This window comes from Acinetobacter sp. GW821-FHT09D10 (assembly GCF_059416285.1).
In genome coordinates this window covers 1014212-1038560 of record NZ_JBWKOW010000001.1, presented here as the reverse complement: position 1 = coordinate 1038560, position 24349 = coordinate 1014212, and the positions used below count along the sequence as shown (strand labels likewise).

The 24349-nt window shown below is 38.5% G+C and carries 21 protein-coding genes; 14 read left to right on the top strand and 7 right to left on the bottom strand.

Annotated features, from left to right (window positions below):
• Positions 1-179: 179 nt before the first annotated feature.
• The 5 genes from AC07M3_RS04895 (at position 180) to AC07M3_RS04875 (ending at position 5431) form a co-directional block, all read left to right on the top strand.
• Positions 180-524: a hypothetical protein gene (locus tag AC07M3_RS04895; RefSeq protein ID WP_270903829.1), complete on the top strand. Its 345-nt coding sequence runs from the start codon at positions 180-182 to the stop codon at positions 522-524.
• Between the two features lie 124 nt (positions 525-648).
• Entirely contained in the window at positions 649-1665 is a 1017-nt protein-coding gene (locus AC07M3_RS04890; RefSeq protein ID WP_494566697.1) for an aspartate carbamoyltransferase catalytic subunit, read from the top strand.
• Between the two features lie 12 nt (positions 1666-1677).
• Positions 1678-2913, top strand: coding sequence for a dihydroorotase (locus AC07M3_RS04885; protein ID WP_307010642.1), 1236 nt, complete (start codon positions 1678-1680; stop codon positions 2911-2913).
• Between the two features lie 213 nt (positions 2914-3126).
• Positions 3127-4548, top strand: coding sequence for an OmpA family protein (locus AC07M3_RS04880; RefSeq protein WP_494566696.1), 1422 nt, complete (start codon positions 3127-3129; stop codon positions 4546-4548).
• A gap of 103 nt (positions 4549-4651) precedes the next feature.
• On the top strand, positions 4652-5431 hold the full coding sequence (locus tag AC07M3_RS04875; RefSeq protein WP_307010639.1) for a Rossmann-like and DUF2520 domain-containing protein: 780 nt from the start codon (positions 4652-4654) through the stop codon (positions 5429-5431).
• 14 nt (positions 5432-5445) lie between these two features.
• On the opposite strand, the gene AC07M3_RS04870 is transcribed toward AC07M3_RS04875, so the two are convergent.
• Complete coding sequence (locus AC07M3_RS04870) at positions 5446-6072, bottom strand: glutathione S-transferase family protein (RefSeq protein ID WP_307010637.1); 627 nt, start codon at positions 6070-6072, stop codon at positions 5446-5448.
• Between the two features lie 382 nt (positions 6073-6454).
• Here AC07M3_RS04870 and AC07M3_RS04865 point away from each other — a divergent pair, with 382 nt between their 5' ends.
• Positions 6455-7168 carry a hypothetical protein gene (locus AC07M3_RS04865; protein WP_307010635.1) on the top strand — a complete coding sequence of 238 codons (714 nt, stop codon included), beginning with the start codon at positions 6455-6457 and terminating at the stop codon, positions 7166-7168.
• 5 nt (positions 7169-7173) lie between these two features.
• A complete protein-coding gene (locus tag AC07M3_RS04860) occupies positions 7174-8019 on the top strand; it encodes an ADP-ribosylglycohydrolase family protein (protein WP_494566695.1) in 846 nt (281 codons plus the stop codon).
• 60 nt (positions 8020-8079) lie between these two features.
• Here AC07M3_RS04860 and trmB read toward each other — a convergent pair whose 3' ends face one another.
• Complete coding sequence (gene trmB, locus AC07M3_RS04855) at positions 8080-8796, bottom strand: tRNA (guanosine(46)-N7)-methyltransferase TrmB (RefSeq protein WP_004642023.1); 717 nt, start codon at positions 8794-8796, stop codon at positions 8080-8082.
• A gap of 145 nt (positions 8797-8941) precedes the next feature.
• Between trmB and AC07M3_RS04850 the strand changes: the two genes are divergently transcribed.
• The gene (locus tag AC07M3_RS04850) at positions 8942-11380 is read left to right on the top strand and encodes an ExeM/NucH family extracellular endonuclease (RefSeq protein ID WP_494566694.1); all 2439 of its coding nucleotides are present in this window, start codon (positions 8942-8944) and stop codon (positions 11378-11380) included.
• A 207-nt stretch (positions 11381-11587) separates the two neighbouring features.
• Entirely contained in the window at positions 11588-12199 is a 612-nt protein-coding gene (locus AC07M3_RS04845; protein ID WP_004642025.1) for a glutathione binding-like protein, read from the top strand.
• A 58-nt stretch (positions 12200-12257) separates the two neighbouring features.
• Here AC07M3_RS04845 and AC07M3_RS04840 read toward each other — a convergent pair whose 3' ends face one another.
• Both AC07M3_RS04840 and ahpF read right to left on the bottom strand, forming a co-directional pair.
• A complete protein-coding gene (locus AC07M3_RS04840) occupies positions 12258-12602 on the bottom strand; it encodes a hypothetical protein (protein WP_092707889.1) in 345 nt (114 codons plus the stop codon).
• A gap of 174 nt (positions 12603-12776) precedes the next feature.
• Positions 12777-14342, bottom strand: a complete 1566-nt coding sequence (ahpF, locus tag AC07M3_RS04835; RefSeq protein ID WP_494566693.1) for an alkyl hydroperoxide reductase subunit F — start codon at positions 14340-14342, stop codon at positions 12777-12779.
• A gap of 268 nt (positions 14343-14610) precedes the next feature.
• On the opposite strand from ahpF, the gene AC07M3_RS04830 reads away from it, so the two are divergent.
• Both AC07M3_RS04830 and AC07M3_RS04825 read left to right on the top strand, forming a co-directional pair.
• On the top strand, positions 14611-14829 hold the full coding sequence (locus AC07M3_RS04830) for a DUF1653 domain-containing protein (protein ID WP_003652655.1): 219 nt from the start codon (positions 14611-14613) through the stop codon (positions 14827-14829).
• A gap of 45 nt (positions 14830-14874) precedes the next feature.
• Complete coding sequence (locus AC07M3_RS04825) at positions 14875-15462, top strand: O-methyltransferase (RefSeq protein WP_494566692.1); 588 nt, start codon at positions 14875-14877, stop codon at positions 15460-15462.
• Here the strand turns inward: AC07M3_RS04825 and AC07M3_RS04820 are convergent.
• Positions 15439-16488: a helix-turn-helix domain-containing protein gene (locus AC07M3_RS04820; protein ID WP_494566691.1), complete on the bottom strand. Its 1050-nt coding sequence runs from the start codon at positions 16486-16488 to the stop codon at positions 15439-15441. The two genes, AC07M3_RS04825 and AC07M3_RS04820, sit on opposite strands and share 24 nt — an antisense overlap.
• 120 nt (positions 16489-16608) lie before the next feature.
• Here AC07M3_RS04820 and AC07M3_RS04815 point away from each other — a divergent pair, with 120 nt between their 5' ends.
• Entirely contained in the window at positions 16609-17802 is a 1194-nt protein-coding gene (locus AC07M3_RS04815) for an alkane 1-monooxygenase (RefSeq protein WP_494566690.1), read from the top strand.
• A 51-nt stretch (positions 17803-17853) separates the two neighbouring features.
• Here the strand turns inward: AC07M3_RS04815 and AC07M3_RS04810 are convergent, their stop codons facing one another.
• The gene (locus AC07M3_RS04810) at positions 17854-18063 is read right to left on the bottom strand and encodes a KTSC domain-containing protein (protein ID WP_003652651.1); all 210 of its coding nucleotides are present in this window, start codon (positions 18061-18063) and stop codon (positions 17854-17856) included.
• Between the two features lie 253 nt (positions 18064-18316).
• Positions 18317-18880, bottom strand: coding sequence for an alkyl hydroperoxide reductase subunit C (ahpC, locus tag AC07M3_RS04805; protein ID WP_003652649.1), 564 nt, complete (start codon positions 18878-18880; stop codon positions 18317-18319).
• 352 nt (positions 18881-19232) lie between these two features.
• Here ahpC and hrpA point away from each other — a divergent pair, with 352 nt between their 5' ends.
• Both hrpA and AC07M3_RS04795 read left to right on the top strand, forming a co-directional pair.
• A complete protein-coding gene (gene hrpA / locus AC07M3_RS04800; RefSeq protein WP_005303603.1) occupies positions 19233-23090 on the top strand; it encodes an ATP-dependent RNA helicase HrpA in 3858 nt (1285 codons plus the stop codon).
• A 94-nt stretch (positions 23091-23184) separates the two neighbouring features.
• A complete protein-coding gene (locus AC07M3_RS04795) occupies positions 23185-24291 on the top strand; it encodes a beta-ketoacyl-ACP synthase III (RefSeq protein WP_003652647.1) in 1107 nt (368 codons plus the stop codon).
• The last annotated feature ends 58 nt before the right edge of the window (positions 24292-24349 follow it).

The window sequence follows — 24349 nt, the reverse complement described above, 5'->3', positions numbered from 1 at the left end:
CTAAAGGTTTTTAAATTATTGCAACCTATCATTTAGCAACCAATAAACTGATTTTTAATGAGTAATATCTTGAAATTGGTATGTATTTTGCTAGACCAATACTATCGATGGTTATTTATTTAACAGACATAGTCGGTTTTTAACCATTTTTATAATTTTAATGGATGGGGGCGTTATAAATGAAAGACATGATTGGGAATGGTTTTATCACTAATGCAGATGCTTTCTCTGTGGCTACACAAATATATGTACGTATGCGTAGGGTGACTGGGCGGGTAATAGATGCAATGTACGTGATTCAAAATAAAGATTATGCAAAATATGTAATTACGGTAGCGTTAGAAACAGAGGATGACGAATTAAAACGATGCGTTGAACGATTAAGATCGTTGGTTGATGCAATACCCGAGTCTTCTCAAAAAGAAAAACTTGCTGATGTTAAAGTCGATGAAGGTTCAGAAATTACCGCCGAAGACATTTATCGAGCACAAGTTCCACACCATTATATAGGTGCATTAAGATAGTCCAGATCACGGTCCTAAATTTTCTGGTCAATTTAGGGCCTTATTCTGTAAAGTTCTTCTGCGAAAAGAGCGGAATTCAGCTACACTATGCACGTTTTCGCGATTCGACCCATAGGAATCCATTATGCATATTGCAGCGTTGCATCAACCGAGCCAGGTTCAGCTCAATCAAGACGGAAATTTAAAACATTTTTTAACGATTGAGGGACTTTCAAAAGAAAACCTCACTAAGATTTTAGATACCGCACAAAGCTTTTTAGATGATAATAATAATTTAATTAACCGTCCGCTCTTAGAGGGATTGACGGTTATGAATCTTTTCTTTGAAAATTCCACCCGTACCCGTACTACTTTTGAAGCAGCAGCAAAACGCTTGTCTGCCAATGTACTGAATATTGATATTGCACGTTCAAGTACATCAAAAGGTGAAACGCTACGAGATACGCTTTGGAACCTTGAAGCAATGGCTGCGGATATTTTTGTTGTACGCCATTCATCTTCGGGCGCTGCACATTTCATTGCTAAAGATGTGTGTCCAAAGGTCGCGATTATTAATGCAGGGGATGGACGTCATGCCCATCCAACGCAAGCGATGCTCGATATGCTTACCATTCGCCGTGAAACAAAAAAACCGTTTGAAGAGTTGAGTGTTGCCATTATTGGTGACATTAAACATTCTCGTGTAGCACGTTCGGATGTTGCAGCATTACAAACACTAGGATGTAAAGATATTCGTGTGATTGCACCGAATACATTATTACCAGTGGGCTTTTCCGAATATGGCGAACATGTCCGCTTGTTTAATAACATGGATGCAGGGATCGCAGATTGTGATGTGATTATTGCTCTACGTATTCAAAATGAGCGTATTGACTCTCCAGCATTATCTTCACAGTCTGAATTTTACAGAATGTATGGCTTAAACAAAGAACGTCTTGGTTTGGCTAAACCTGATTGTATCGTGATGCATCCGGGACCAATGAATCGTGGTGTAGAAATTGATTCAAGTGTGGCAGATGGAGACCAGTCGGTTATTCTGAAACAAGTAACCAACGGTATTGCAGTTCGTATGGCTGTGTTGGCGTTGTCAATGCAAGGCCAATTCCAAGAACAAGGCTTAATTGAAGCGATTACGTTGTAAGGAATGGATCACATGAGTATTGTAAAAATTGAAAATGTACGTGTGTTAAACCCAATCCAGAAAACAGACAACGTACAAACTGTATATATTCAAAATGGCAAGCTAGTTGCTCCCGTAGAACAAGTTGAACAGACACTTGATGGTCAAGGCAAATGGTTAATGCCAACCATGGTTGATTTGTGCGCGCGTTTGCGTGAACCTGGTCAACAGCAGCACGGGACGCTTAAATCTGAAGGGAAGGCGGCACGTGCTAATGGCATTTTGCATGTCATTACTCCACCTGACTCAAAGCCGATTGTACAAGACAACGGTGCCCTCATTCATGGCTTGATTGAAAAGGCATGGCTTGATGGTGGCATTCACATGCATATTATTGGTGCTCAAACTCAAGGCTTAAATGGTAAACAACCTGCAAATATGGCTGGCCTGAAAAAGGGCGGTTGTACTGCTGTTTCAAATGCCAACGCTGCTTTTGAAAATGATGATGTTGTTATTCGTACCTTAGAATATGCAGCAGGTCTTGGCTTAACGGTTGTGTTCTATGCTGAAGAACCGCAGATTGCTAAAGATGGATGTACACACGAAGGTTTTATTGCTTCTCGCCAAGGTCTGCCGATGATTCCGGCACTTGCTGAAACTGTAGCGATTGCAAAATATTTGCTTATGATTGAAGCAACTGGCGTAAAAGCTCACTTTGGTTTGTTGTCTTGTGGTGCATCGGTTGACCTAATTCGTGCTGCAAAAGCAAAAGGCTTACCTGTGACTGCCGATGTTGCAATGCACCAGTTACATTTAACTGAACACTTAACAGACGGTTTCAATTCACTTGCACACGTTCGCCCACCATTGCGTTCTGAGCAAGATAAAGAAATTTTACGTCAAGGCTTAAAAGAAGGCGTAATTGATGCAATTTGTACGCACCATGAGCCTTTAAGCAGTTCGGCAAAAATGGCGCCATTTGCTGAAACTCAGCCGGGCATTACAGCTTTTGATACCTACGTATCGTTAGGGATTCAACTCATTAATGAAGGTTTATTTGAACCTCTAGAATGGGTTGCTAAAGTAACCAGCGTGCCAGCGCAGGTTGCGAATATGACCGCGCGTTGGGAAAATGAAGCTGGATGGGTATTGATAGATCCTGCTTTTAGCTGGACAGTAAGCAAAGACACAATTTTATCGCAAGGGAAAAATACCCCATTACTGGGTCAAAACCTAACGGGTAAAGTGCTTCAAACTTTTGCTAACTGATAAAGTACTTAGTTAAAGTAAATTTAAAATATAAACAGGTAGATCAATAAGATCTACCTGTTTTGTAAATACTAGATGGAAAATTGTATATAAATTATATAAAAAACAATAAAAGATTCTAGGCAGATTAGAATAAAAAACTATCAGCAAAGAAGAACTATTTGAATAATCAAAAGTTGCTGGTTACGACGTATAAATTCGGGAGAATAACCAATGTCGATAAACCCTATAGAATTGCTTAAAGAAAAAGTATCTTCAATATTATTAGATGAACAGGATGGATACCTAGGCGAAAAATCAAATGCTTTATCTAAGTTTTATCCAATTTTACTTTCATTATTAGCTGCTAAACCTGATCTTATCGGACAATTGAAAAATAGTCTGGCTCCATCGTTATCCGATCTTTTTTCTCATAATGATCAAATCAAGAATACTGTGCTTACTCATTTAAGCGGCACAGCACCAAATAATGAAATTGAAAGTACACTCAACAGCGCGATTAAACCCAGCCTTAATGCAATTTCAGATGTTGCCGGAAATGACCAGCAAAGTATCGTGAATTATTTACGTCAACATGCAGAAACAATTCGTTCGTATTTACCTGCATGGGCAGTGGGTCTATTAGCACCTTTAGGTGTTGGTGCAGGCTTATCTTCGGTTACACATTCAACTTCAACAGCTCCACCATTAGCTGCAGCCAGTGAAAAAACAGGTAAGTCTCGTGGATTTTTGCCCATTATTGCTCTAATTATTCTGGGTCTTATTATTGCGTGGTTATGGCGTTCTTGCCAGCATAAAGAAGCTGTACCAGCACCAGAACAGTCGGCTGCAAGTGGTGTTGAAGCCGCTGCTGCACCTGCTAGTTTAACTTTAAGTACAGATGATAAAGGAGCAGTGAGTCAGTGTCAGGCTGGGATTGGCGACCAAGGCTTCTTGGCAACTCTACAAACAAACGTTAAAAAGGTTTTTTCGACAACTCAAGATTGTAATGTGGATACAAGCCAAACTTATGCGGCTTCATTTACAGACAAAGATGCACTTGCTGGTGTGCTTGGTGCATTAAAAGGCGTGCCAAATGCATCTTTAGAGTGGGTGGGTGATAAAATTACTTTGAAAGCGGGGGATGCGGCAGCATTAGAAGCTTTAACTGCAAAAGTAAAAGCATTGGTGCCACATACTGAAGTTGTAGCCGCAGCACCAGTAACAGCTGAACAATCTGTGAGCAATAGTTTGAGTGCATCACAAATTGCTCTAACAGCAATTGACCCGAACAATGTCGATGTAAATGCTTTGGTGAAAGCGCTTAACTTGCAAATTATTAATTTTGCGAGTGGTTCAAGTGACATCCCTGCGGATAACAAAGCTATTCTTGATCAAGCTGTAACACTTTTAAATAAAGTGTCTGGAGTGAAATTAAATGTTGGCGGCCATACAGACTCAACTGGTAATGCAGCTTCAAATAAAGCTTTGTCTCAACGCCGTGCTCAAGCCGTAGTAGATTATTTAACATCTAAAGGTGTAGATGCTTCTAAATTAGTTGCACAGGGTCATGGTTCTGATCAACCAGTTGCTGAAAATACAACTGATGAAGGACGTTTCAAAAACCGTCGCATCGAGTTCTCAGTAGCTCAATAATGAAATAATTTATGAAAAATTATTGATTTTATTCATTTTGATTTGAAAAAAGCTTCTCATTTTGAGAAGCTTTTTTTATAGAGATAAATATTGTTGGGTTAATATGAAAATCAGTTTGATAGGAAGTGGACGAGTTGCCTTTCATTTGGCACAGGCTTTATTGGCTCAAGGTCATAACATCGTACAAGTCTATGCACGTGATTTTGATAAAACCCAAAAATTTGCAGAGAAAATTCAAGCAAAAGCATGTCAGTCTTTACAGCAATTTCAATCGACCGACCTCATCATTCTAGCGGTTTCAGATAGTGCAATTGCTGAGCTTGTAAAACAGGTTCATGAATTATTCGCTGAAACTCTTATGGTTCACACCTCTGGTAGCACTAATATTGAAGTCATCAGTCATGTGCATGAAAAAGCAGGGGTGTTTTATCCATTACAAACATTTAGCCTTGAAAGAAATGTTGACTGGACTGCAACGCCGTTGTTTGTTGAAGCAGTAGCAGATGTCGATCAGAAACTACTTTCAGATTTAGCAAATAGCCTAAGTAATCGAGTATATCAATACACATCAAAGCAGCGTTTAACTTTGCATTTGGCGGCAGTGTTTGCCTGCAATTTTAGTAATTATTGTTTTGATATGGCAAAGCAGATTGTAGATAAAGAGCAGGTGGACTTTAGTTTGCTTTATCCTTTAATTATAGAAACAGCTAAAAAAGCCACTGAAAATGATCCGAAGCAAATGCAAACAGGGCCTGCAATGCGTGGTGATCAAAACATCTTGACCATGCATCAAAACCTATTAGCTCAAGGAGAACGAGATGATTTAAAAGAGGTCTATCAACTTTTAAGTGATGGCATCGTGAAGCGCCATCACTCGGCTTAAAGCTTATTTAAAAATTAAGGTTCGCCGTTATTTCCCCATTTTAAAAAGCCCGCACGTTGATTTAAAAGTTCAAAATATTGGTCGACATGCTTAAGCGTTGGATGGTCAAAAGGAGTGGCCTTCCAGCGTTGTACAGACAAACCAATTGGAATATCAGCTAAGCTAAATTGTGAACCTGCAACATAGGCTTGAGTTTTTGCAAGTTGTTGATCAAGAATCTGCATATGGCGATTCCAGTTATCAATACCTTCTTGTAATAAGTTTGGATCTTGATGATCTGGTGAATGTCTCAGCAGAGACATAATGGTATAAGTCCAACTGTTATTCAATTCGATCGCTTGCCAATCAAGCCACTGGTCTACAAAAAATCTTTCTTTCGCTGGAGTAGGGTAAAGCTGATGTTCTTTATCGTAAGCATTGGCGAGATAACGGATAATACTGTTGGATTGCCAAAGAACTAAATCGCCATCTATAACAACTGGAATTTGCCCATTTGGGTTTAATTGCAAATATTCAGGTGATTGCGCAGAGCGAAAGCCTCGACCCCAATCTTCTCTTTCATATTCAAAATTTAATTCTTCACAGAGCCATAAGACTTTCCGAACATTAATTGAGTTATCGCGCCCTAAAATTTTTAACATGTGTTGTCCTTAGCAATTTTTAGTGTGGCAAGTACCAATTTCTATAAATAGCTAGATTCGCTTAGATTGGCAATCATTAATTGGGTGGTAGTGTTTGTTTTTTTGGAAGTGAATGAGGATTCTGTCTTTTAACGAATAAGTTAGCATATAAAATTTTAGACAACTTAATACTTGGATTAATAAGGGACTGGAAATAAATTCTATAACACAGCTTTTTTATTTTATTTAATACGTAATTATTTGATATTGATATGGATTAAAATGTTTCTCAATATATTAATCAAACCCCTACAGCATCTGAGTTTGTTATGAGATCTAGTACGAAATATAAGGTATTAGATAATGATGGAGTAACAAAGTTGATTATTAAGGAGAAATAAATATGGCATTTTTAATTGAAGGATATAATTTAGATGATGAAATATCTTTGGATATGTTTTATCCAGAATCGTTCCGGTCTTTAGATGAACTAATTGTAATTCATGAGGAGAATTTGATTGTTATAAAGGAGAGTTGGAGTGGGAAAATGTGTGATACATTTTTTAATTTGCATACTTTAGAAAGAATTGATCCCTTTAAAAGATATAACCAAGAGAATGGAAAAGCAATTATAGAGAGAATTGATGATTTAACAGTGTTAACTACTGTAAGTATTGAGGCAGGAACAATGGCCGAATATTTATTCGGTGCTGTTTTTAGAAATGATCAACAAATATTCAAATCTTTTAATTTAAGATATTCTTCTTTACCAACACAATCCACATATGAAAAATATTTGAATGTTCAGTCCAACTTAAAAGTTATTCAGAAAAGTAGAGAAAATTTTTTTAAAGAATTTACTGATTCATCTTTTGAAGAAAAAGTCTCAAAATTAAGACAAATCTTTAGAACGAACTTTAGAGCGAATTGCGAGATAGGTTACTATCCACCTGAGTATTTTTTACCTCAGGAATTATTTGAATCGCTTGATAATGACAGTGAGTTTAGAACAGCACTTTTGGAAGTTTTAAGGCTTGAAGAAAGCGCAACAAATGAGCCAGCATCCATGGTTTTTGATAATTTAATAAAACACTATGTTTATTGTAAAGAGACTTAATTCTGATGTTGACTGAAATTGCTATTGCAGATGCTTATGGTGCAGGGTTTGAATTTTGCAGCGAAGATAAGATTATTTCACTTAATAATTTAGAATTATATAGCAAGCATGAGTTATACGATATTTTAGGCAAGTATACAGATGATACTCAAATGTCGATTGCGATAGTGGAGTTTATACTATCAGATCGAGAGTGGAATAAAGAAAATATAGCTTCAAAATTTATAGAATGCTTTAAAAGAGATGTGAGATTAGGGTATTCAGAAGGTTTCTTTAATTTATTAAGTAAAGTGGAGTCTAGCAAAGAGTTACTTGAATTAATAATACCAACAAGTGAAAGAAATGGGGCTGCGATGCGTTCAGTTCCTATTGGCTTTCTAAAAAATAAAGAAGATGTAATTGCTTTAGCAAAGTTACAAGCACAAGTTACGCATGATTCACCTATAGGAATTCAATCAAGTTGTGCTGTCGCGTTAGCTGCCTATTTTGGAACTCGCCAAAAAGGTTCTATTAATGATTTAGAGAGTTTTCTAGAGTCAGAGCAATATGGAAATTGGGATTATAATTGGAGAGATAGAGTATCTTTAAATGCATATGATACGGTCAGTGCTGCATTAACATATTTATTGAAACATAGTTCTTTAAGTGAGCTCCTAAAGTCATGTATTAATTTAGGAGGAGATACTGATAGCGTTGCAGCGATAGCTGTTGGTTTAGCTACATGTTTTATGGAATACAAAAAAGATTTACCTATTCAACTTTATAATAATTTAAATGAAGATAAATATGGAATATCTTTTTTATTAGATTTAGAGAGTAAGTTTTTGAAAAAATGCGATTTAGATAATTAATTATGACACTAAGTCATTAAAACTTAATGCCATAAATTTTAAGTAAAAATAATACGCTCTTTACTTAATCTTTTTAAAGATAAAGTCATTAATTTTATGACCAGACTCAATACCACGGCGTTCAAACTTAGTCACTGGGCGCCAATCTGGACGTGGGTAGCTGTTGCCTTTACCTGCCAAGTTTTCAAGGTCTGGACGATTATCTAATACATCTAGCATCCATTCAGCATAAGGTTCCCAATCTGTTGCAGCATGGAACGTACCACCAAGCTCAAGCTTTTGTTCAACCAATGGCATACGCTCATGAGCAACAAAACGGCGTTTGAAATGACGTTTTTTTTGCCAAGGGTCTGGGAAGTAAAGTTGTACGCAGTTAATGCTGTTGTCTGGCATTTCACGTAAAACCTGAATTGCATCTGCATCAAGTACACGTAAGTTTTTAACTTCTGCTATACCTGCTTCATACAAGCATTGAGCAATACCAGGCACATGGACTTCAATACCCACATAGTTGCGTTCAGGGTTTGCTTTTGCCATAAGTACTAACGAACGACCCATACCAAAACCGATTTCAACAGTTAATGGACGCTCTGGGTGTTCGAAGTGTTGACGTAAGTCGCCAACAGGATATTCCAAAATTAAATCGCGATGTTGTTCTAATGCCGTGCGTTGAGACGTATTAAGTGGTGCTGAACGACGCATAAACGTCACAATTTCACGGTGTTCAGGCAAATTGTCTAAGTCTGCAATTTGCGTTTCTAACTGATCGATCGACATAACCTTGGCAATATTGAAATTCAAATGCGGTATTTTAAGTCTTCGGGTGATCAAGTCAAATGTTTCGGTGTTTTTCTTCATGTAGATGTCATGATCAATATTTACTCTAAGAGACTAATTAAAACTCATATGAACACTTTTACTCATGAAAACTTTTCAATTAAGAACACTTTCGGTCTTTTTAAGTGCATTAGGTGCATTTTCATATAGCTCAGTTGCTCAGGCACAGCTCATGTTTAGTCAATATGTTGATGGCAGCAGCAATAAAAAAGGCTTGGAAATTTATAATCCAGATGGCACTACAGTTAATTTAGCCGATTATGAGATTCAACAATTTAATAATGGTGGAACAGCGAAGACAGTGGCTTTTCGTTTACAAGGCACACTCGCGAGCAAACAGAAGTTTTTAGTGGGCCGCTCTGAGTTGCAAACAGAGCTTGGAAGTAAAGTTAATCAGGTGGCAGCACTATCTTTTAATGGTGATGATGCAGTCGTACTTGTTTATAAAGGTACATCTGTAGACCGTTTTGGTCGTATTGGTGAACGCCCAGCAGCGGGATGGGGGACAGCAGTTTCAAGCTTAGGAAATAGTTTTAAGCGTATTGAAACAGAAAACCCAGCTTTAAGTATTGATGCAACCGCAGCATTTGATTTGGACCATTCATGGTCGATTTGGACAAACCGAAATGACTTTTCAAATTTATCAGGTTCTACAACTCAGCCTCCTGTTGAAACAGTCAGTTGTTCAAGTTCAGATACAGCGATTGCTGACTTGGAGGCAGCAACTCAAGACCAGACTTATACTGTACGTGGTGTGATTACAGCTGATTATCGTTATGCCAATGGATTCTCTGGTTTTTATGTTCAGACCCCAGACACGAAGGCTAGAGCAAATGTCAGCAATGCAATTTTTGTTTATATTCCAAATAGCAGTACTGTCAAAGGTGGGCAAGTTGGCGATGAAGTTATTTTACGTGGCCGTTTAACGTCTTATCAAAACCAGCTACAGATAGACCAATTACAACAAGATATTCAAACTTGTAATAGCAATATGGCAAATCAGGTTCAGCCGGTTAGCCTTGAACTTCCGTTTGCCAGCTTAACTGGTGGCTCGGCCAACTCTCCGCAGCGTTATCAAGGGATGTTGGTCAAATTACCTCAGACTTTAACGGTGAGTGAGAACTACAATTATGGTCGCTATGGTGAACTATCGTTAAGTTTAGGCCGTTTATATATTCCAACCAATTTATATCCAGCATTATCTCCAGAAGCTAAAGCTCTAGCTCAGAAAAACTTATTATCAAAAATTATTTTTGATGATGGTTATAACAACCAAAACCGTACGCCATGGTTACCAAACAATTTTAGTGCTGCCAATACGCTACGTTCGGGTTATCAACTTAAAAATGCTGAAGGTATTTTAGAATACCGTTTTAATGGTTGGCGTGTTCAACCTGTGCTTGGGCGCAATCAGCCTGAGGTTCTTACTCAACCAAATCCGCGTCAAAGTGTCCTTACCAAAAATGCCAATCACATTCGTGTAGCTTCATTTAATGTTTTGAACTATGACAATGGCGCAACAGGTTTTCCAACAGAGCGTGGTGCGACCACACAAGCTGAGTTTGACAAACAGCATCGTAAAATTGTGAGTGCACTCAAAGCGATTGATGCCGATGTATACGGTTTGATGGAAATTGCCAACAACGGTTATGGCCCAGACAGTGCTATTGCTCATTTGACCAAAGCTTTAGGTAGCGATTGGAAATATGTGGTTCCTGAAAATCTAGACCGTTTAGGTGGTGATGCAATTGCTGTGGCTATTATTTATAACAGTAAGCGTGTTAAGCCTTTAAACAAGCCTGTTGTACTTGATTTGGGCGATAAGAACCGAACAACATTGGCGCAAAGTTTCCAAGCGGTTCGCGGTAATAAAACGTTTACCGTTATTCCAAATCACTTGAAATCGAAAAGCTGTAGTGGGGTTGATGCTAGCTCTACTGACTCAGACCAAAAAGATGGTCAAGGCTGCTGGAATCCAACTCGTGTGAAAGCAGTTGATCAAATTGTGCAATGGTTAGCGAAAAATCCAACTCAAGTGCCTGAGCAAAATGCTTTACTTGTCGGGGACATGAACAGTTATGCAAAAGAAGAACCTATTTTGTCGTTTGAAAAAGCGAACTATAAAGTTTTGCTTAATGATGCCAAGGTAGGTCAGGGCACTCAGGCATATAGCTATGTTTTTGGTGTTGCGAGTGATGCCAATGGTAATGGTGGAGCAGGTAATTTAGACCATGCAATTGCTGATGCAGCTTTATATCCAAAAGTAGTCAGAACCTTTGCATGGCATATCAATGCAGATGAGCCAACGCTTTTAGACTACAACGAAGAATATAAAACGGATGAGCAAAAGGCATTGTTCTATGGTGAAGATGCCTATCGTTCTTCAGACCATGACCCTGTAATTGTCGATCTAGATTTAAATGGAAAAGACTCAAGTCACCCTGACGATGATAAGAAAAATGGTATTTTTGATTTCTTAACTGAATTAATGAATTGGCTTAGCCAGCTTTTTAAGCGTAATTAACGGAAAAATTGCGTGACGCAAATGTGTTTTATCATATTTTAAACAATCGTCACGCAAGACAACTTGCAAGGAATGACTTTTTCAAGAATATTAGATGGTGTAAGTATTTTATAAGTTTACGCTTTTTTACAATTAAAGAATTGTGCAAACCTTGCAGGTTTTCTAGAAGCAATTTAAAACGTTAATATGAGATAACAAGGATCAGATATGAAATTATATTATTCGCCAGGCGCATGTTCTTTAGCTGCACATATTATTTTAAATGAAATTAATGTTGATTTTGACTTAGAACGGGTAAATTTAAAAACTCATAAAACAGAAAAAGGTGCAGATTATTACGAAATTAATCCAAAAGGATATGTACCTGCTTTAGAAATTAATCCGGGTTTAATGTTAACTGAAAATGTGGCGATTTTACCGTTTCTTGCTCAGCATGACCCTAAGCAGGATTTAATTCCGCCATCTGGGATGGGCCGTGCGAAAGTATTAGAGTGGTTGGGGTATTTGAACTCTGAATTACATGATGCTTATGCAGTTTTCTTTGGGGCGCCATTAACAAATGATGAAAAAACCAAAGCTTATGCAGAAATTGATCGTCTTTTAAAATATATCGATAATTATTTGGCTGAATCTGATTATGATTATTTAGTAAATGATAATTTTGGCCCAGCAGATGCTTATCTATTTGTTTTAACAAATTGGTCAAATTCAATTGAGCATGATTTAACACCATATAAACACATTATTGCACTACGTAATAAAGTAGCAGAGCGTCAATCTGTACAAATTGCGATGCGTGATGAAGGCTTAATTTCATAAAAGATTTTAAAAGCCAAAAAAAGCCCCTAATAAATAGGGGCTTTTTTATTAAAGACAATTAGTGTTGAGCATCTTTTTTCACTTCAGCAGCGGTATTTTCAACAGCTTGAGCTGTATCAGCAGTTGCTTTACGAGCAGTCGCTTCAGTTTTTGCAGCAGCCTCAGCGGTAGCATCAGCAGCATGGTCAGTTGCAGCATCGATTTTTGCAGTAGCATTATCAGTTGCAGTAGCAATATCGTCTGCAGCTTTGTCACCAGCAGATTTGATATCTGCAGTTGCTTGTTGAGCTGCATTTTCTAAGTGTTCACCCGTTGTCGCACCTGTTTCTGGAGCTTTATCTTTATTACATCCAACAAGAGCAACGGTCGCAGCAAGACCTAAAGCAACAAGTAATTTATTCATTGTGTTTTTCCTTCTAATTTATGGCATCCAAAATTATGGATGTCTAAAATATAAACATAAACTAACTGATTAATAAAGATCGAAAATTGTTAAAGAGTTGTAACGCTAATATTAAAAAAGCCTAGCATTTTGTAATGCTAGGCTTGGGTTAAATCGTACTGGTTTGACTAAATTTTATTGCCCAGAACGGATAATGTAATCAAATGCAGAAAGCGATGCTTTAGCGCCTTCACCTGTAGCAATAATGATTTGTTTGTAAGGCACAGTGGTACAGTCACCCGCAGCAAACACACCTTTGACATTAGTCTCGTTGCGGTCATTTACAATGATCTCGCCACGATTGGTTAATTCAAGCTCACTGTCTTTCAAGAAGTCAGTGTTTGGCAATAAACCAATCTGGACAAAGATCCCTGCAAGCTCTACTACATGCTCTTGATCAGTCGCACGGTCTTTATATTTAAGACCTGTCACTTGTGAACCATCACCTAATACTTCAGTACTTAAGGCATTCATAATCACAGTGGTGTTTGGCAAGCTATGCAATTTGTTTTGCAAGACTTGGTCAGCACGTAGTTTGGTGTCGAACTCAACCAGAGTCACATGCTCAACAATTCCCGCAAGGTCAATTGCAGCTTCAACACCAGAGTTACCGCCACCAATCACGGCAACACGTTTGCCTTTGAACAACGGGCCATCACAGTGTGGGCAGTACGCGACACCACGGGTACGGTATTCTTGCTCACCCGGTACATTCATTTCTCTCCAACGTGCACCTGTTGAAAGGATCACTGTTTTCGATTCAAGCTTTGCACCATTTTCAAGTTCAACTTCAACCAGACCATTTGTGGTTTGATCTGCACCAACGATTTTGCTGACACGTTGCAAATTCATGATATCAACTTCGTATTCACGGACATGTGCTTCCATTTCAGCAGCAAATTTAGGACCTTGAGTCTTTTGCACAGAAGTGAAGTTTTCAATGTCCATGGTATCCATGACCTGACCACCAAAACGTTCAGCCACGATACCCGTGTTGATGCCTTTACGTGCTGCATAGATTGCAGCAGTTGCACCTGCAGGTCCGCCACCAATTACTAACACATCAAACGCATCTTTGGCATTAAGCGCCGCTGCATCTTTTTCAGCAGAGTTGGTGTCGAGTTTTGCCACAATCTCTTCAAGCGTCATACGACCTTGACCAATGTGTTCATTGTCTTGGAACACCATTGGAACCGCCATGATTTTGCGTTGTTCAACTTCGTCTTGGAAGAATGAACCATCGATCATGGTTGCAGTTGTGTTCGGATTATAAATCGCAATCAGGTTAAGCGCCTGTACTACGTCCGGACAGTTATGACAGCTTAGCGATACAAATACATCAAAATCAGCTTTGAGGTTTAAACCTTTAATCTGGTTAAGTACTTCATCAGACACTTTAGGAGCATAGCCAGACACCTGTAACAGTGCCAAGATCAAAGATGTAAACTCATGGCCCATCGGTAAACCAGCAAAGAACACACGAGGTTGTTCACCTGCTTTAGCCACACCAAAGCTTGGACGACGTGTATTGTTGCCATCAAAACGGGCAGTTACTTGGTCAGAAAGTTCAGCAATTTCGGTAACTAGTTCTTTAATTTGAGCAGCTTTATCTGATTCATCCAAAGCAGCAACTAATTCGATTGGACTTTCTAAACGTTCTAAATAAGCTTTTAATTGAGTTTTAATGTTTTGATCTAACATCTGTTTTTACTCCAATGCATCCAAATTCTTTCAATAGATGCATAGTACGTTAAAACATAAAATAGGTAAAACAGTATGTTTTTATAGATTTGATCGGTTTTTTGAATTTAGCGTGATACTCATAAACAATATCAATAATTTAAAGCGGTAATTTGTCTTTAAGTGTCCTTTATTACTCTTTTTTATCTTTTAAAGTGAAAGTATTTAAAAATTTATATATGTTATATGGCTGTAAAGATTTTATGTCATAACATTAAAAGGTACTTTCATGTCATTGCAACGCGGCATTTATCAGCATTATAAAGGTAATCTCTATCAAGTTTTTTCTGTGGCAAAACACAGTGAGACTGAAGAGGAGCTAGTCGTTTATCAGTGTCTTTATGGTGACTATTCGACTTGGGTGCGTCCACTAGATATGTTTACTGAAACGGTTCAAGTGGCTGATGGAAGTATCGTACCGCGGTTTAAGTTAATTCAAAGCACTTAACTCAAACGACTGTCATATAAAATAACGAGTTTAAAGGGTGAATATATGCCAAATACTTTTTTCTTACAAAGAGTTGCAGATTTATATGACACCTTTAAACGGCATGATGCCCAGCAGGCAGATCGCTTGCTGCGTTATCGCAATATTGAGGCTGAGTCTGCAAAACTACTGTCGCAATTTATTCGCATGCAGCAAGCCAAAGCTATTTTAGAAATTGGTACGTCAACGGGTTACTCAACTTTATGGCTAGCTGAAGCCGCTCAGGCAACTGGTGGGCAGGTGACTACAGTTGAAATTGATGCAAAGCGAAGTGCTGAGGCGAAATGCCATGTTGCTGAGTTAGAGCTGAGTGAAATCGTTCAATTTTGGGTAGGCGATGCAGCTGATTATTTAAAAGAAGCGCAGGAAACCTTTGATTTTATTTTATTAGATGCTGAGCGCAATGCTTACGAGAATTATTGGCCAGATTTAAAACGTCTGATCAAGCCAAAAGGTGGCGTACTCATTATTGATAACGTCATTTCACATGCTGCCGAAGTAAAATCATTTCTGGAACTGATTAAAAATGATCAAAACTTTATGAGCAGTATTTTGCCAGTAGGCGCTGGTTTATGTATGGTGGTTCTGAAGTAGGTTCACTTTCTTTAGATATTCTTGCCGATAAGCTTGTGGACTACAGCCCTGTACTTTATTAAATGCACGGGTGAAATTGGCAGGATTGGAATACCCCAGCTCATAGGCAATATGGGTAATGGTAAAGGTAGAATTCTCTAATAAATCAATGGCACGCTCAGTGCTGATCTGCTGCTTTAAAGCTTGAAATTCAACACCTTGTTGCTGTAAATAGCGTTGCAGGGTTTTGGTGGAAATGTTTAATACTTTGGCACACTCCATTAGGGTGGGGACTTGATTGGCTTGTCGCAACATCATGCTGACCCATTCCACAATTTCACCTTGATGATAGATCTTTTGGATTTGTTCCTGACAGCGTTGCTCAACTATTTTTAAACTATGCGCGTCAGCTAAAGGTAAGGGTAGTGCCAATTGTTGTTGATCAATTACCACGCGTATACCTGAAAGCCACGTATAGTTAAAGTGGAAATTGGCTTTCACTAAGGATACGTAACGTTCTTGATAGCTCGGCTCTGGAACACTTAAATACACTTGGTAGCGTTGTAATTGCTGACCTGCCAATTCTAACAGGCTGTAGTAAAACGCCACGGCAATCGCTTCAATATGAAAGGCCAAACATTGCTTATTCATCTGCAAAATCGGTTCGAATAATAGTTCAACCTTTTGCTGATTAGTCGGAAACTGAATACTGAGCTTAAAACTCGGCATAATCAGTCTAAAATATTGTGCAATCAGCCTAAGTGCATGTTCCAAATTAGGACTGGTCATTAGCGCATAGCCCACTAGACTATGTGAGCTGAGTTTTATATTTTTACCGAGTTCAAAGGCCAAGTCTTGGGTATTGGGCAGACTCAAACCCATCTCAATGAATTGTTCAATTTGTTGAATCGATAACAATTCTGTTTTTGCCAGTTCTTGCTGCAATGTCACCAACAAATCATTATTGTATTGATGCGTGTTGATTAAAATTTCAATCAACCGTAAATAATAACGTGATGGAATAACAGGGATCTGTTGCTTCTGCACAAGAAAAACTCAGTAAAGTCTTAAAATGATAATAGCAAGTCTTAAAATGATAATATAGAGGGGCTATGAAGGATCACAATCAATTCAAGAAAAACATTTTGTGTTTGATTGGAGTCTCTAATGAATATGCATACTCAACTGGATGTCGAGCAAGCGACAACAACATTTAAGGACAAAAAACGTCATTTATGGCTATTGGGTTTGGCTGTACCGACCATTGCAATGGGTGGCCTAGCGGGCTATCAATTTGGTCCTAAAAAAACTAAAAAGTTCTTCGCTTCATTTGGGCCATTATTTATTCATGGTGTTATTCCTGCATTGGATAAATTGATTGGTGAAGACACAGAAAATCCACCATTAGATGCAATCGCGGATTTAGAAGCTGATCCGTATTACGCTCGTATTGTTAAACTTTTTATTCCTTTGCAATATGCGACCAATATCTATGGGGCATATTTAGCCAGTCGTAAAAATACACCTCTTGCTGATCAGGTTTTACTGGGAACTTTGGTGGGAATGGTCAATGGAATTGCTATTAATACTGCCCATGAACTTAGCCACAAGAATGGACAGCTTGAACATTATTTATCGCATTTAGCTCTAGCGCCATCGGGTTATAACCATTTCCGAATTGAACACCCTTATGGACACCACCGTCGAGTTGCGACACCTGAAGACCCAGCATCTTCACAATTTGGTGAAACCTTTTGGAAGTTTTTACCACGTACCGTGATTGGCAGCTTTAAATCGGCGATCGAAATTGAAAAGAATCGTTTAGAACGTAAGAAATTGCCTTTTTTCTGTAAGGAAAATGAGCTGATTCATGGCTGGGCGATGTCTGCTGTGTACCATGCAGCCATGTTTACGAAATTTGGTACGCGTTCTCTCCCATTTCAAGTTACTCAAGCCGCTTATGCAGTAACTTTGTTTGAATCGGTGAATTATATTGAACATTATGGTTTAAAGCGTGCAAAGAAAGAAAATGGCCAATATGAACGTACTTTGCCAGAGCATAGCTGGAACAATAATAATGTGGTGACCAATCTGTTCTTGTATCAATTACAACGCCATTCAGATCATCATGCCAATCCAACTCGCAGCTTTCAGACCCTACGTCACTTTGAAGATGCGCCGCAATTACCAGCAGGTTATGGTGCAATGATTCTGCCTGCATTTATTCCATCTTGGTGGTCAAAAATTATGGATGATCGCGTTGTAGAGCACTATAAGGGCGACCTCAGTAAAATTAATATGCATGTGGATGTGAAGGATAAAATGTTAAAGAAATATATTGAGCAAAATGACGCGGCTTAAATAGTCGAAAGATATAAAACAGATCAGCCCAAGCGGGCTGATTTTTTATGATTAAGCAGAAATACAGAGCCTTTTAAAATGCAGATCAAACTCAAGATATTTGTGAACAAATGCGGTTTTATCATTTGTACGTAGCAAATTATTGTAGATAAACTCTGGAACGGGATGATAGAGCTCACCTGAGCCATTGCTATAGAAAATTTTTAAATAGCGTGAAGAAACATCGTATTTCCAAGAGGTTACAACAACAGATTTTTCCATATAACTACTCCTACTTTTATTTGATCTTTTAGTACATATATAAAAACTCTTTTGTTTCATCATTTGACAGTACTCTAAGTTAAGCAGACTGACAATTCATAAATGAATGTTGCTATAAATTTATAAGTATAAGAATTGTAAAAAATTAGCTATAAAATTTTGGTGTGGAGTAGGGCTTCGATTTATAAAAATAACCAATAAAAAAACCACCCTAAAAAGGGTGGTTTCAGACGTATTGGTCTAATCTAAAAAATTAGATTTTACCAACTAAGTCGATAGATGGAGCAAGAGTTGCTTCGCCTTCTTTCCATTTAGCTGGGCAAACTTCACCTGGGTGAGCGTGAACGTATTGAGCAGCTTTTACTTTACGAAGAAGTTCAGACGCATCACGGCCGATACCACCAGCGTTAAGTTCAACGATTTGGATTTTACCTTCTGGATCAATAACGAAAGTACCACGGTCAGCTAAACCTTCAGATTCGATAAGAACGTCGAAGTTTTTAGAAAGAGTCCAAGTTGGATCACCAACTAATGGATATTGAATTTTTTTGATTTCTTCAGAAGTGTCGTGCCAAGCTTTGTGCGTGAAGTGTGTATCAGTAGATACAGCATAAATTTCAACACCAAGTTTTTGGAATTCAGCGTAGTTGTCTGCTAAGTCACCAAGTTCAGTTGGACAAACGAAAGTGAAGTCAGCTGGATAGAAGAATACAACAGACCACTTACCTTTAAGGTTAGTTTCGTTAACTTCAACAAATTGGCCGTTGTGGTAAGCAGTTGCTTGGAATGGTTTAACTTCAGTATTAATCAAGCTCATCATTGTCTCCATGATTGAGGTTTATATTTAAACTTGTTTACGAGATGTAGAATAAATAAAAATTCTTTATTGGGGAAATAGTATTTTTACATGACTAAAATCGGAAAATTGAATAAGTGATAAATTTGCGATTTTTAAGTCCCCAAACACTGTACTCGATTTGACTGCAAAAACATGTAAATCAAATGACAGGTATAGTAAAAGAAACTTGCCTAACAACATGAAGTCTCGTTAGTGAGAATTCAAGGGTAAAATGTAAAAAAATTAAAAATATATCAAAAACCAATTGTTTTACCTTATGCACATTAAAGCGTAAAATAGTGGATTGTTGTATTTTCAGGAAAGTTTGTTTGTGCAGAATGGTTTAAATATAGATCAGTGGGTGATGGCAAGAGATCGTCACCGTTTAAATCGTTTACGTAAAGATAAAAAAGCCAATACAGCAGAGATTGAAAAATTATTTGAACAATCTAATGCCAAAGTAAGACAGCGCTTTGCACGTTTACCTGAAATTAAACTAAATCAGGAACTACCGGTTTCTCAATATGCTGACCGCCTAATTGATGCAATTCAAAAGCATCAGGTCATTATTGTGGCAGGTGAAACAGGTTCCGGTAAAACCACTCAGCTTCCCCAAATTGCAATGTTAGCCGGTCGTGGCTTAACAGGTATGATTGGTCATACACAGCCACGCCGTTTAGCAGCACGTAGTGTGTCGCAGCGTATTGCTGAGGAAGTCGGCGAAAAGCTTGGCGAGTCGATTGGTTTTAAAATCCGATTTAATGAACAAGGTTCGCAAGATTCGATTGTCCGGTTAATGACCGACGGTATTTTACTTGCCGAGTTAGGCAATGACCGTTTCTTGTCTAAATATGACACGATCATTATTGATGAGGCGCATGAACGCTCACTCAATATCGATTTTATTATGGGCTATTTAAAGCAGTTACTGCCAAAACGCCCAGACCTTAAAGTCATCGTGACTTCTGCAACTTTAGATGTAAATCGTTTTAGTAATTACTTTAATGACGCACCAATTTTTGAAGTTGAAGGGCGTAGTTATCCAGTTGAAGTGCTTTATCGTCCAATTTCAGAGATGAATATTGGCGGAAGTGACGACGATGAGTTTGATGATTTTGAAGAAAATCTACCACGTGCAGTGGTACAAGCGGTTGAAGAATGTTTTGCTGATGCGGAAGCAAAAGGTCACCCAGAACATGCCGATATTCTGATTTTCTCAAGCACAGAGCAAGAAATTCGTGAATTGCAGGAAACCTTGCAAAAGTACGGGCCAAGACATACGGAAATTTTACCGTTGTATGCGCGCTTAGCTGTTTCTGAACAACAAAAGATTTTCAGTCCAGGTGGTAAAGGCCGTCGTATTATTATTGCGACCAACGTGGCCGAAACTGCGCTTACTGTTCCAAATATTCGCTATGTGATCGATAGCGGTTTTGCTCGTATTTCTCGTTATAACTATCGATCACGGGTTCAACGCTTACCGATTGAAGCTATTTCCCAAGCCGCTGCCAATCAGCGTAAAGGGCGTTGCGGTCGTATTGCTGCTGGTGTCTGTATTCGTTTATACAGCGAAGAAGACTTTTTAAGCCGTCCAGAATTTACCGAACCGGAAATTAAACGAACTAACTTAGCTTCTGTTATTTTGCAAATGCAAAGTTTGGGCTTAGGTGAGTTAGAAAACTTCGATTTTATTGAACCGCCAGATTTCCGTCTTGTGAATGATGGTCGAAAGCTCTTGATTGAGTTAGGGGCAATGAATGAGAAGAAAAATGAGCTGACCAAAGTCGGGCAAATGATGGCACGTATGCCGATTGACCCACGTTTAGCGCGTATGATTATTGGTGGTGCGCATTTTGGTGTACTCAAAGAAATCTTGATTGTCGTGAGTGCTTTAGCGGTTCAAGATCCTCGTGAACGCCCAGCAGACAAACAAATGCAGGCTGACCAAAAGCATGCATTGTTCAAAGAAGCAGATTCAGATTTTCTGTTTTATTTGAAACTTTGGGATACTTTAAATCCTAAAGGTGAAGCAAGTATGTCTGAAAATAAACGACGTCAGTTTGCTAAGGAGAATTTTTTAAGTTGGTTGCGTTTACGTGAGTGGAAACAAACGCATCAGCAATTAGTTGAATTAGCAGAAGGTTTAAAACTCAGTTTTAATGAAAAAGATGCAAATTATGAAAATTTGCATCGTGCGTTGCTGACAGGGTTACTTTCTTTCATTGCCAATAAAACAGATGAACGCAATACCTTTATGGCAGTGCGTCAGCAAAAGGCAAAAGTTTTTCCAGCAAGTACTTTGCACAAAACCAATACCTCTTGGGTGATGGCTTTTGAGATGGTCGAAACATCGCAGGTATATTTACGTACTTTAGCCAAAATTGATCCTGAATGGATTTTGCTCGCTGCACGTGACTTGTTGAAATATCACTATTTTGAACCGCATTGGTCTAAGAAAGCGGGGATCGTAAATGCGTATGCGCAAATTTCCTTATTTGGTTTAATTATTGAACCAAAACGGTTAATTAATTTTGAAAAAGTTGACCAGCCTGCTGCACATGAGATTTTCTTACGTGATGCATTAACTACAGGTAATTTGGGTACAGTTCCACCATTTTTAAAACACAACTTACTTAAACTTGAAGAAGTGGAGCGAGTTGAAGATAAGTTGCGTCGCCGTGATTTGGTGGTTGATGAAGAAACAATTTATCAGTTCTATGCCTCTAAAATTCCCGAAGAAATTGCAAGCCGTCGTAGTTTTGAAGACTGGCGAGCGACGGTAGAAGCAAATAATCCGCGTTATTTATTCGTTGAGGATGATGCGCTTTGGCTCAATGATCGACCAACTACGCAGCAATTTCCAGATCATCTGCATAATGGGCAGCTACGTTTAGCGACGACATATCATTTTGACCCAAGCCATGACGAAGATGGCGCAACTGTTCAGATTCCTGTTCAGGCACTACCTCAAGTCGATGAAAATATTTGGTCATGGGGAATTCCGGGCTGGCGCCAAGACTTAATTGAGGCTTTACTCAAAGCGTTACCTAAAGACAAGCGTCGTAATGTAGTGCCTATTCCTGATACAGCTCGTAAGCTCATGCAGGGTATTGATGCAGTACATTTACGTGAACATATTTTTAGTTATTTAGCTTTTGCCTTACGTGGCGAGCAAATTACAGACAAAGATTTCTCGTTTGAACGCATTGATCCATATTTGGTGCCATTCATTAAAGTCATTGATGAAAAAGGTAAGTTGATTGCGAAAGGTCGTGATCTGCCAGAGCTAAAAGCACGTTGTCGTGTGGAAACGCATCGTCCAGTAAAACAGCAAAAAGGTGAGTTTAAAAACTTCCCTGACAACTTTACTTTTGAGGCTTCACACAAGGTCACAGGTGTTGTTGTGAAACAATATCAGGCTTTAGTGCCGACCAAAGCTTTTGCTGAAACTGATGCTAAAGATGATTCTGGTATTGTCATCCAGACTTTTAATGATCAGGCTGAAGCCATTAAACACCATCGTGAAGGTATTATCCGTCTGGTACACATGCAACTTGGTGACTTGGTTCGTCAGTTGAAAAAGCAGATTTCAAAACCGCTTGCTTTAGCTTACTCACCTTTGGGTGATAAAGCTAAACTTGAGCAGATGTTGGTCTATGCAACCTTGCAAATGGCAATTACGACTCTGCCAATTAATGCAGATGAATTTAATAAACTGCTCGAACAGGTCAAAAAGCAATTTTTGAGTTATGGTCAGCAGGCTCTTGAGCAATTGAGCGAGATTTATATTCAATGGCAGCAAATTCGCCGTCAGCTTTTGGTGCTTGATCCAGAGATATTTGGGCGAAGTATTGATGATATTGAAGATCAGCTAGATTTAATGTCACTTGGCAATTTTGTTTATTGCCAGCCTGTCGATCTTTGGCAGGAATACCCGCGTTATTTGAAAGCGCTGCTATTGCGTTTAGACCGATTGCCCAATAATCTACAGCGAGATCATGCAGCAATTGACGATGTCGATCCATGGATGGACAAGGTGTTTAAATTGAAGAATGATCCTAAAATCAAAGAATTGTATTTGATGTTGGAAGAGTTTCGCATTTCTTTATTTTCTCAACCGATGAAAACCAAGATGCCTATTTCACCAACTCGACTGCAAAAGTTATGGGATCGTTTGGGAATCAGTTAAAATAGATATGGGTCTGTTTATGTTGTTTTTAGCGAACAACGCAATTTATAAATGAAAGATTAACAGACCCTTTTCATTTTTTTAGGAGTTTTACATGGGCATTCGTATTACAGGTACTGGGCTATTTCATCCAACAGAAACCATTTCTAATGAAGAACTGGCCGTCAGTTTAAATGCTTATGTGGAACAATATAACCAAGACAATGCAGAGAAAATTGCATCTGGTGAACTTGAAGAGTTACGTGGTTCAAGTGCTGAATTTATTGAAAAAGCTTCTGGTATTAAAAGTCGTTACGTAATCGAAAAATCAGGAATTCTTGATCCGACTCGTTTACGCCCTCGTTTGTCTGAGCGTTCAAATGATGAGCTGTCTCTTCAGGCCGAATGGGGTGTTATTGCGGCTAAACAAGCAATGGAAAATGCAGGCGTGACCGCAGAAGATATTGATGTCGTAATTTTGGCATGTTCAAACATGCAGCGTGCTTATCCGGCAGTCGCGATTGAAATCCAGTCGGCGCTAGGTATTCAAGGTTATGCATATGACATGAATGTTGCATGTTCAGCTGCTACTTTTGGTTTGAAACAAGCGGCAGATGCAATTCGTTCAGGCGCTCGCCGTGTTTTATTGGTGAATGTTGAGATTACCTCTGGTCACCTAGATTATCGTAACCGTGATTGTCACTTCATTTTTGGTGATGTTGCAACTGCTTCTATTATTGAAGAGACTACCACTAAAACTGGTTTTGAAATTTTAGATATTCATCTATTTACTCAATTTTCAAATAACATTCGTAATAACTTCGGCTTCTTAAACCGTAGCGAAGATGCTGTAGTTGACGACAAATTATTCCGTCAAGATGGCCGCAAAGTATTTAAAGATGTTTGTCCATTGGTAGCAAAAATCATTAATGCGCAGTTGGAAAAAATGCAGTTAACTGCAAACGATATTAAACGTTTCTGGTTACACCAAGCCAATGCCAACATGAATGAATTAATCTTGAAATATGTTGCTGGTAAAGAGGCAGATTTAAGCCGCGCACCAATTATTTTAGATGAATTTGCCAATACCTCTTCAGCAGGCGTTATTATTGCTTTACACCGTACAGGCCACGAAGTGAATGATGGCGAGTATGGCGTGATTTCATCTTTTGGCGCAGGCTATTCAGTAGGTTCGATTGTTGTACAAAAGCACGTTGCTTAAGTTGCCAGATTAATTAAAAACGCTCGTAAGAGCGTTTTTTTATGAGTGAAATAATATA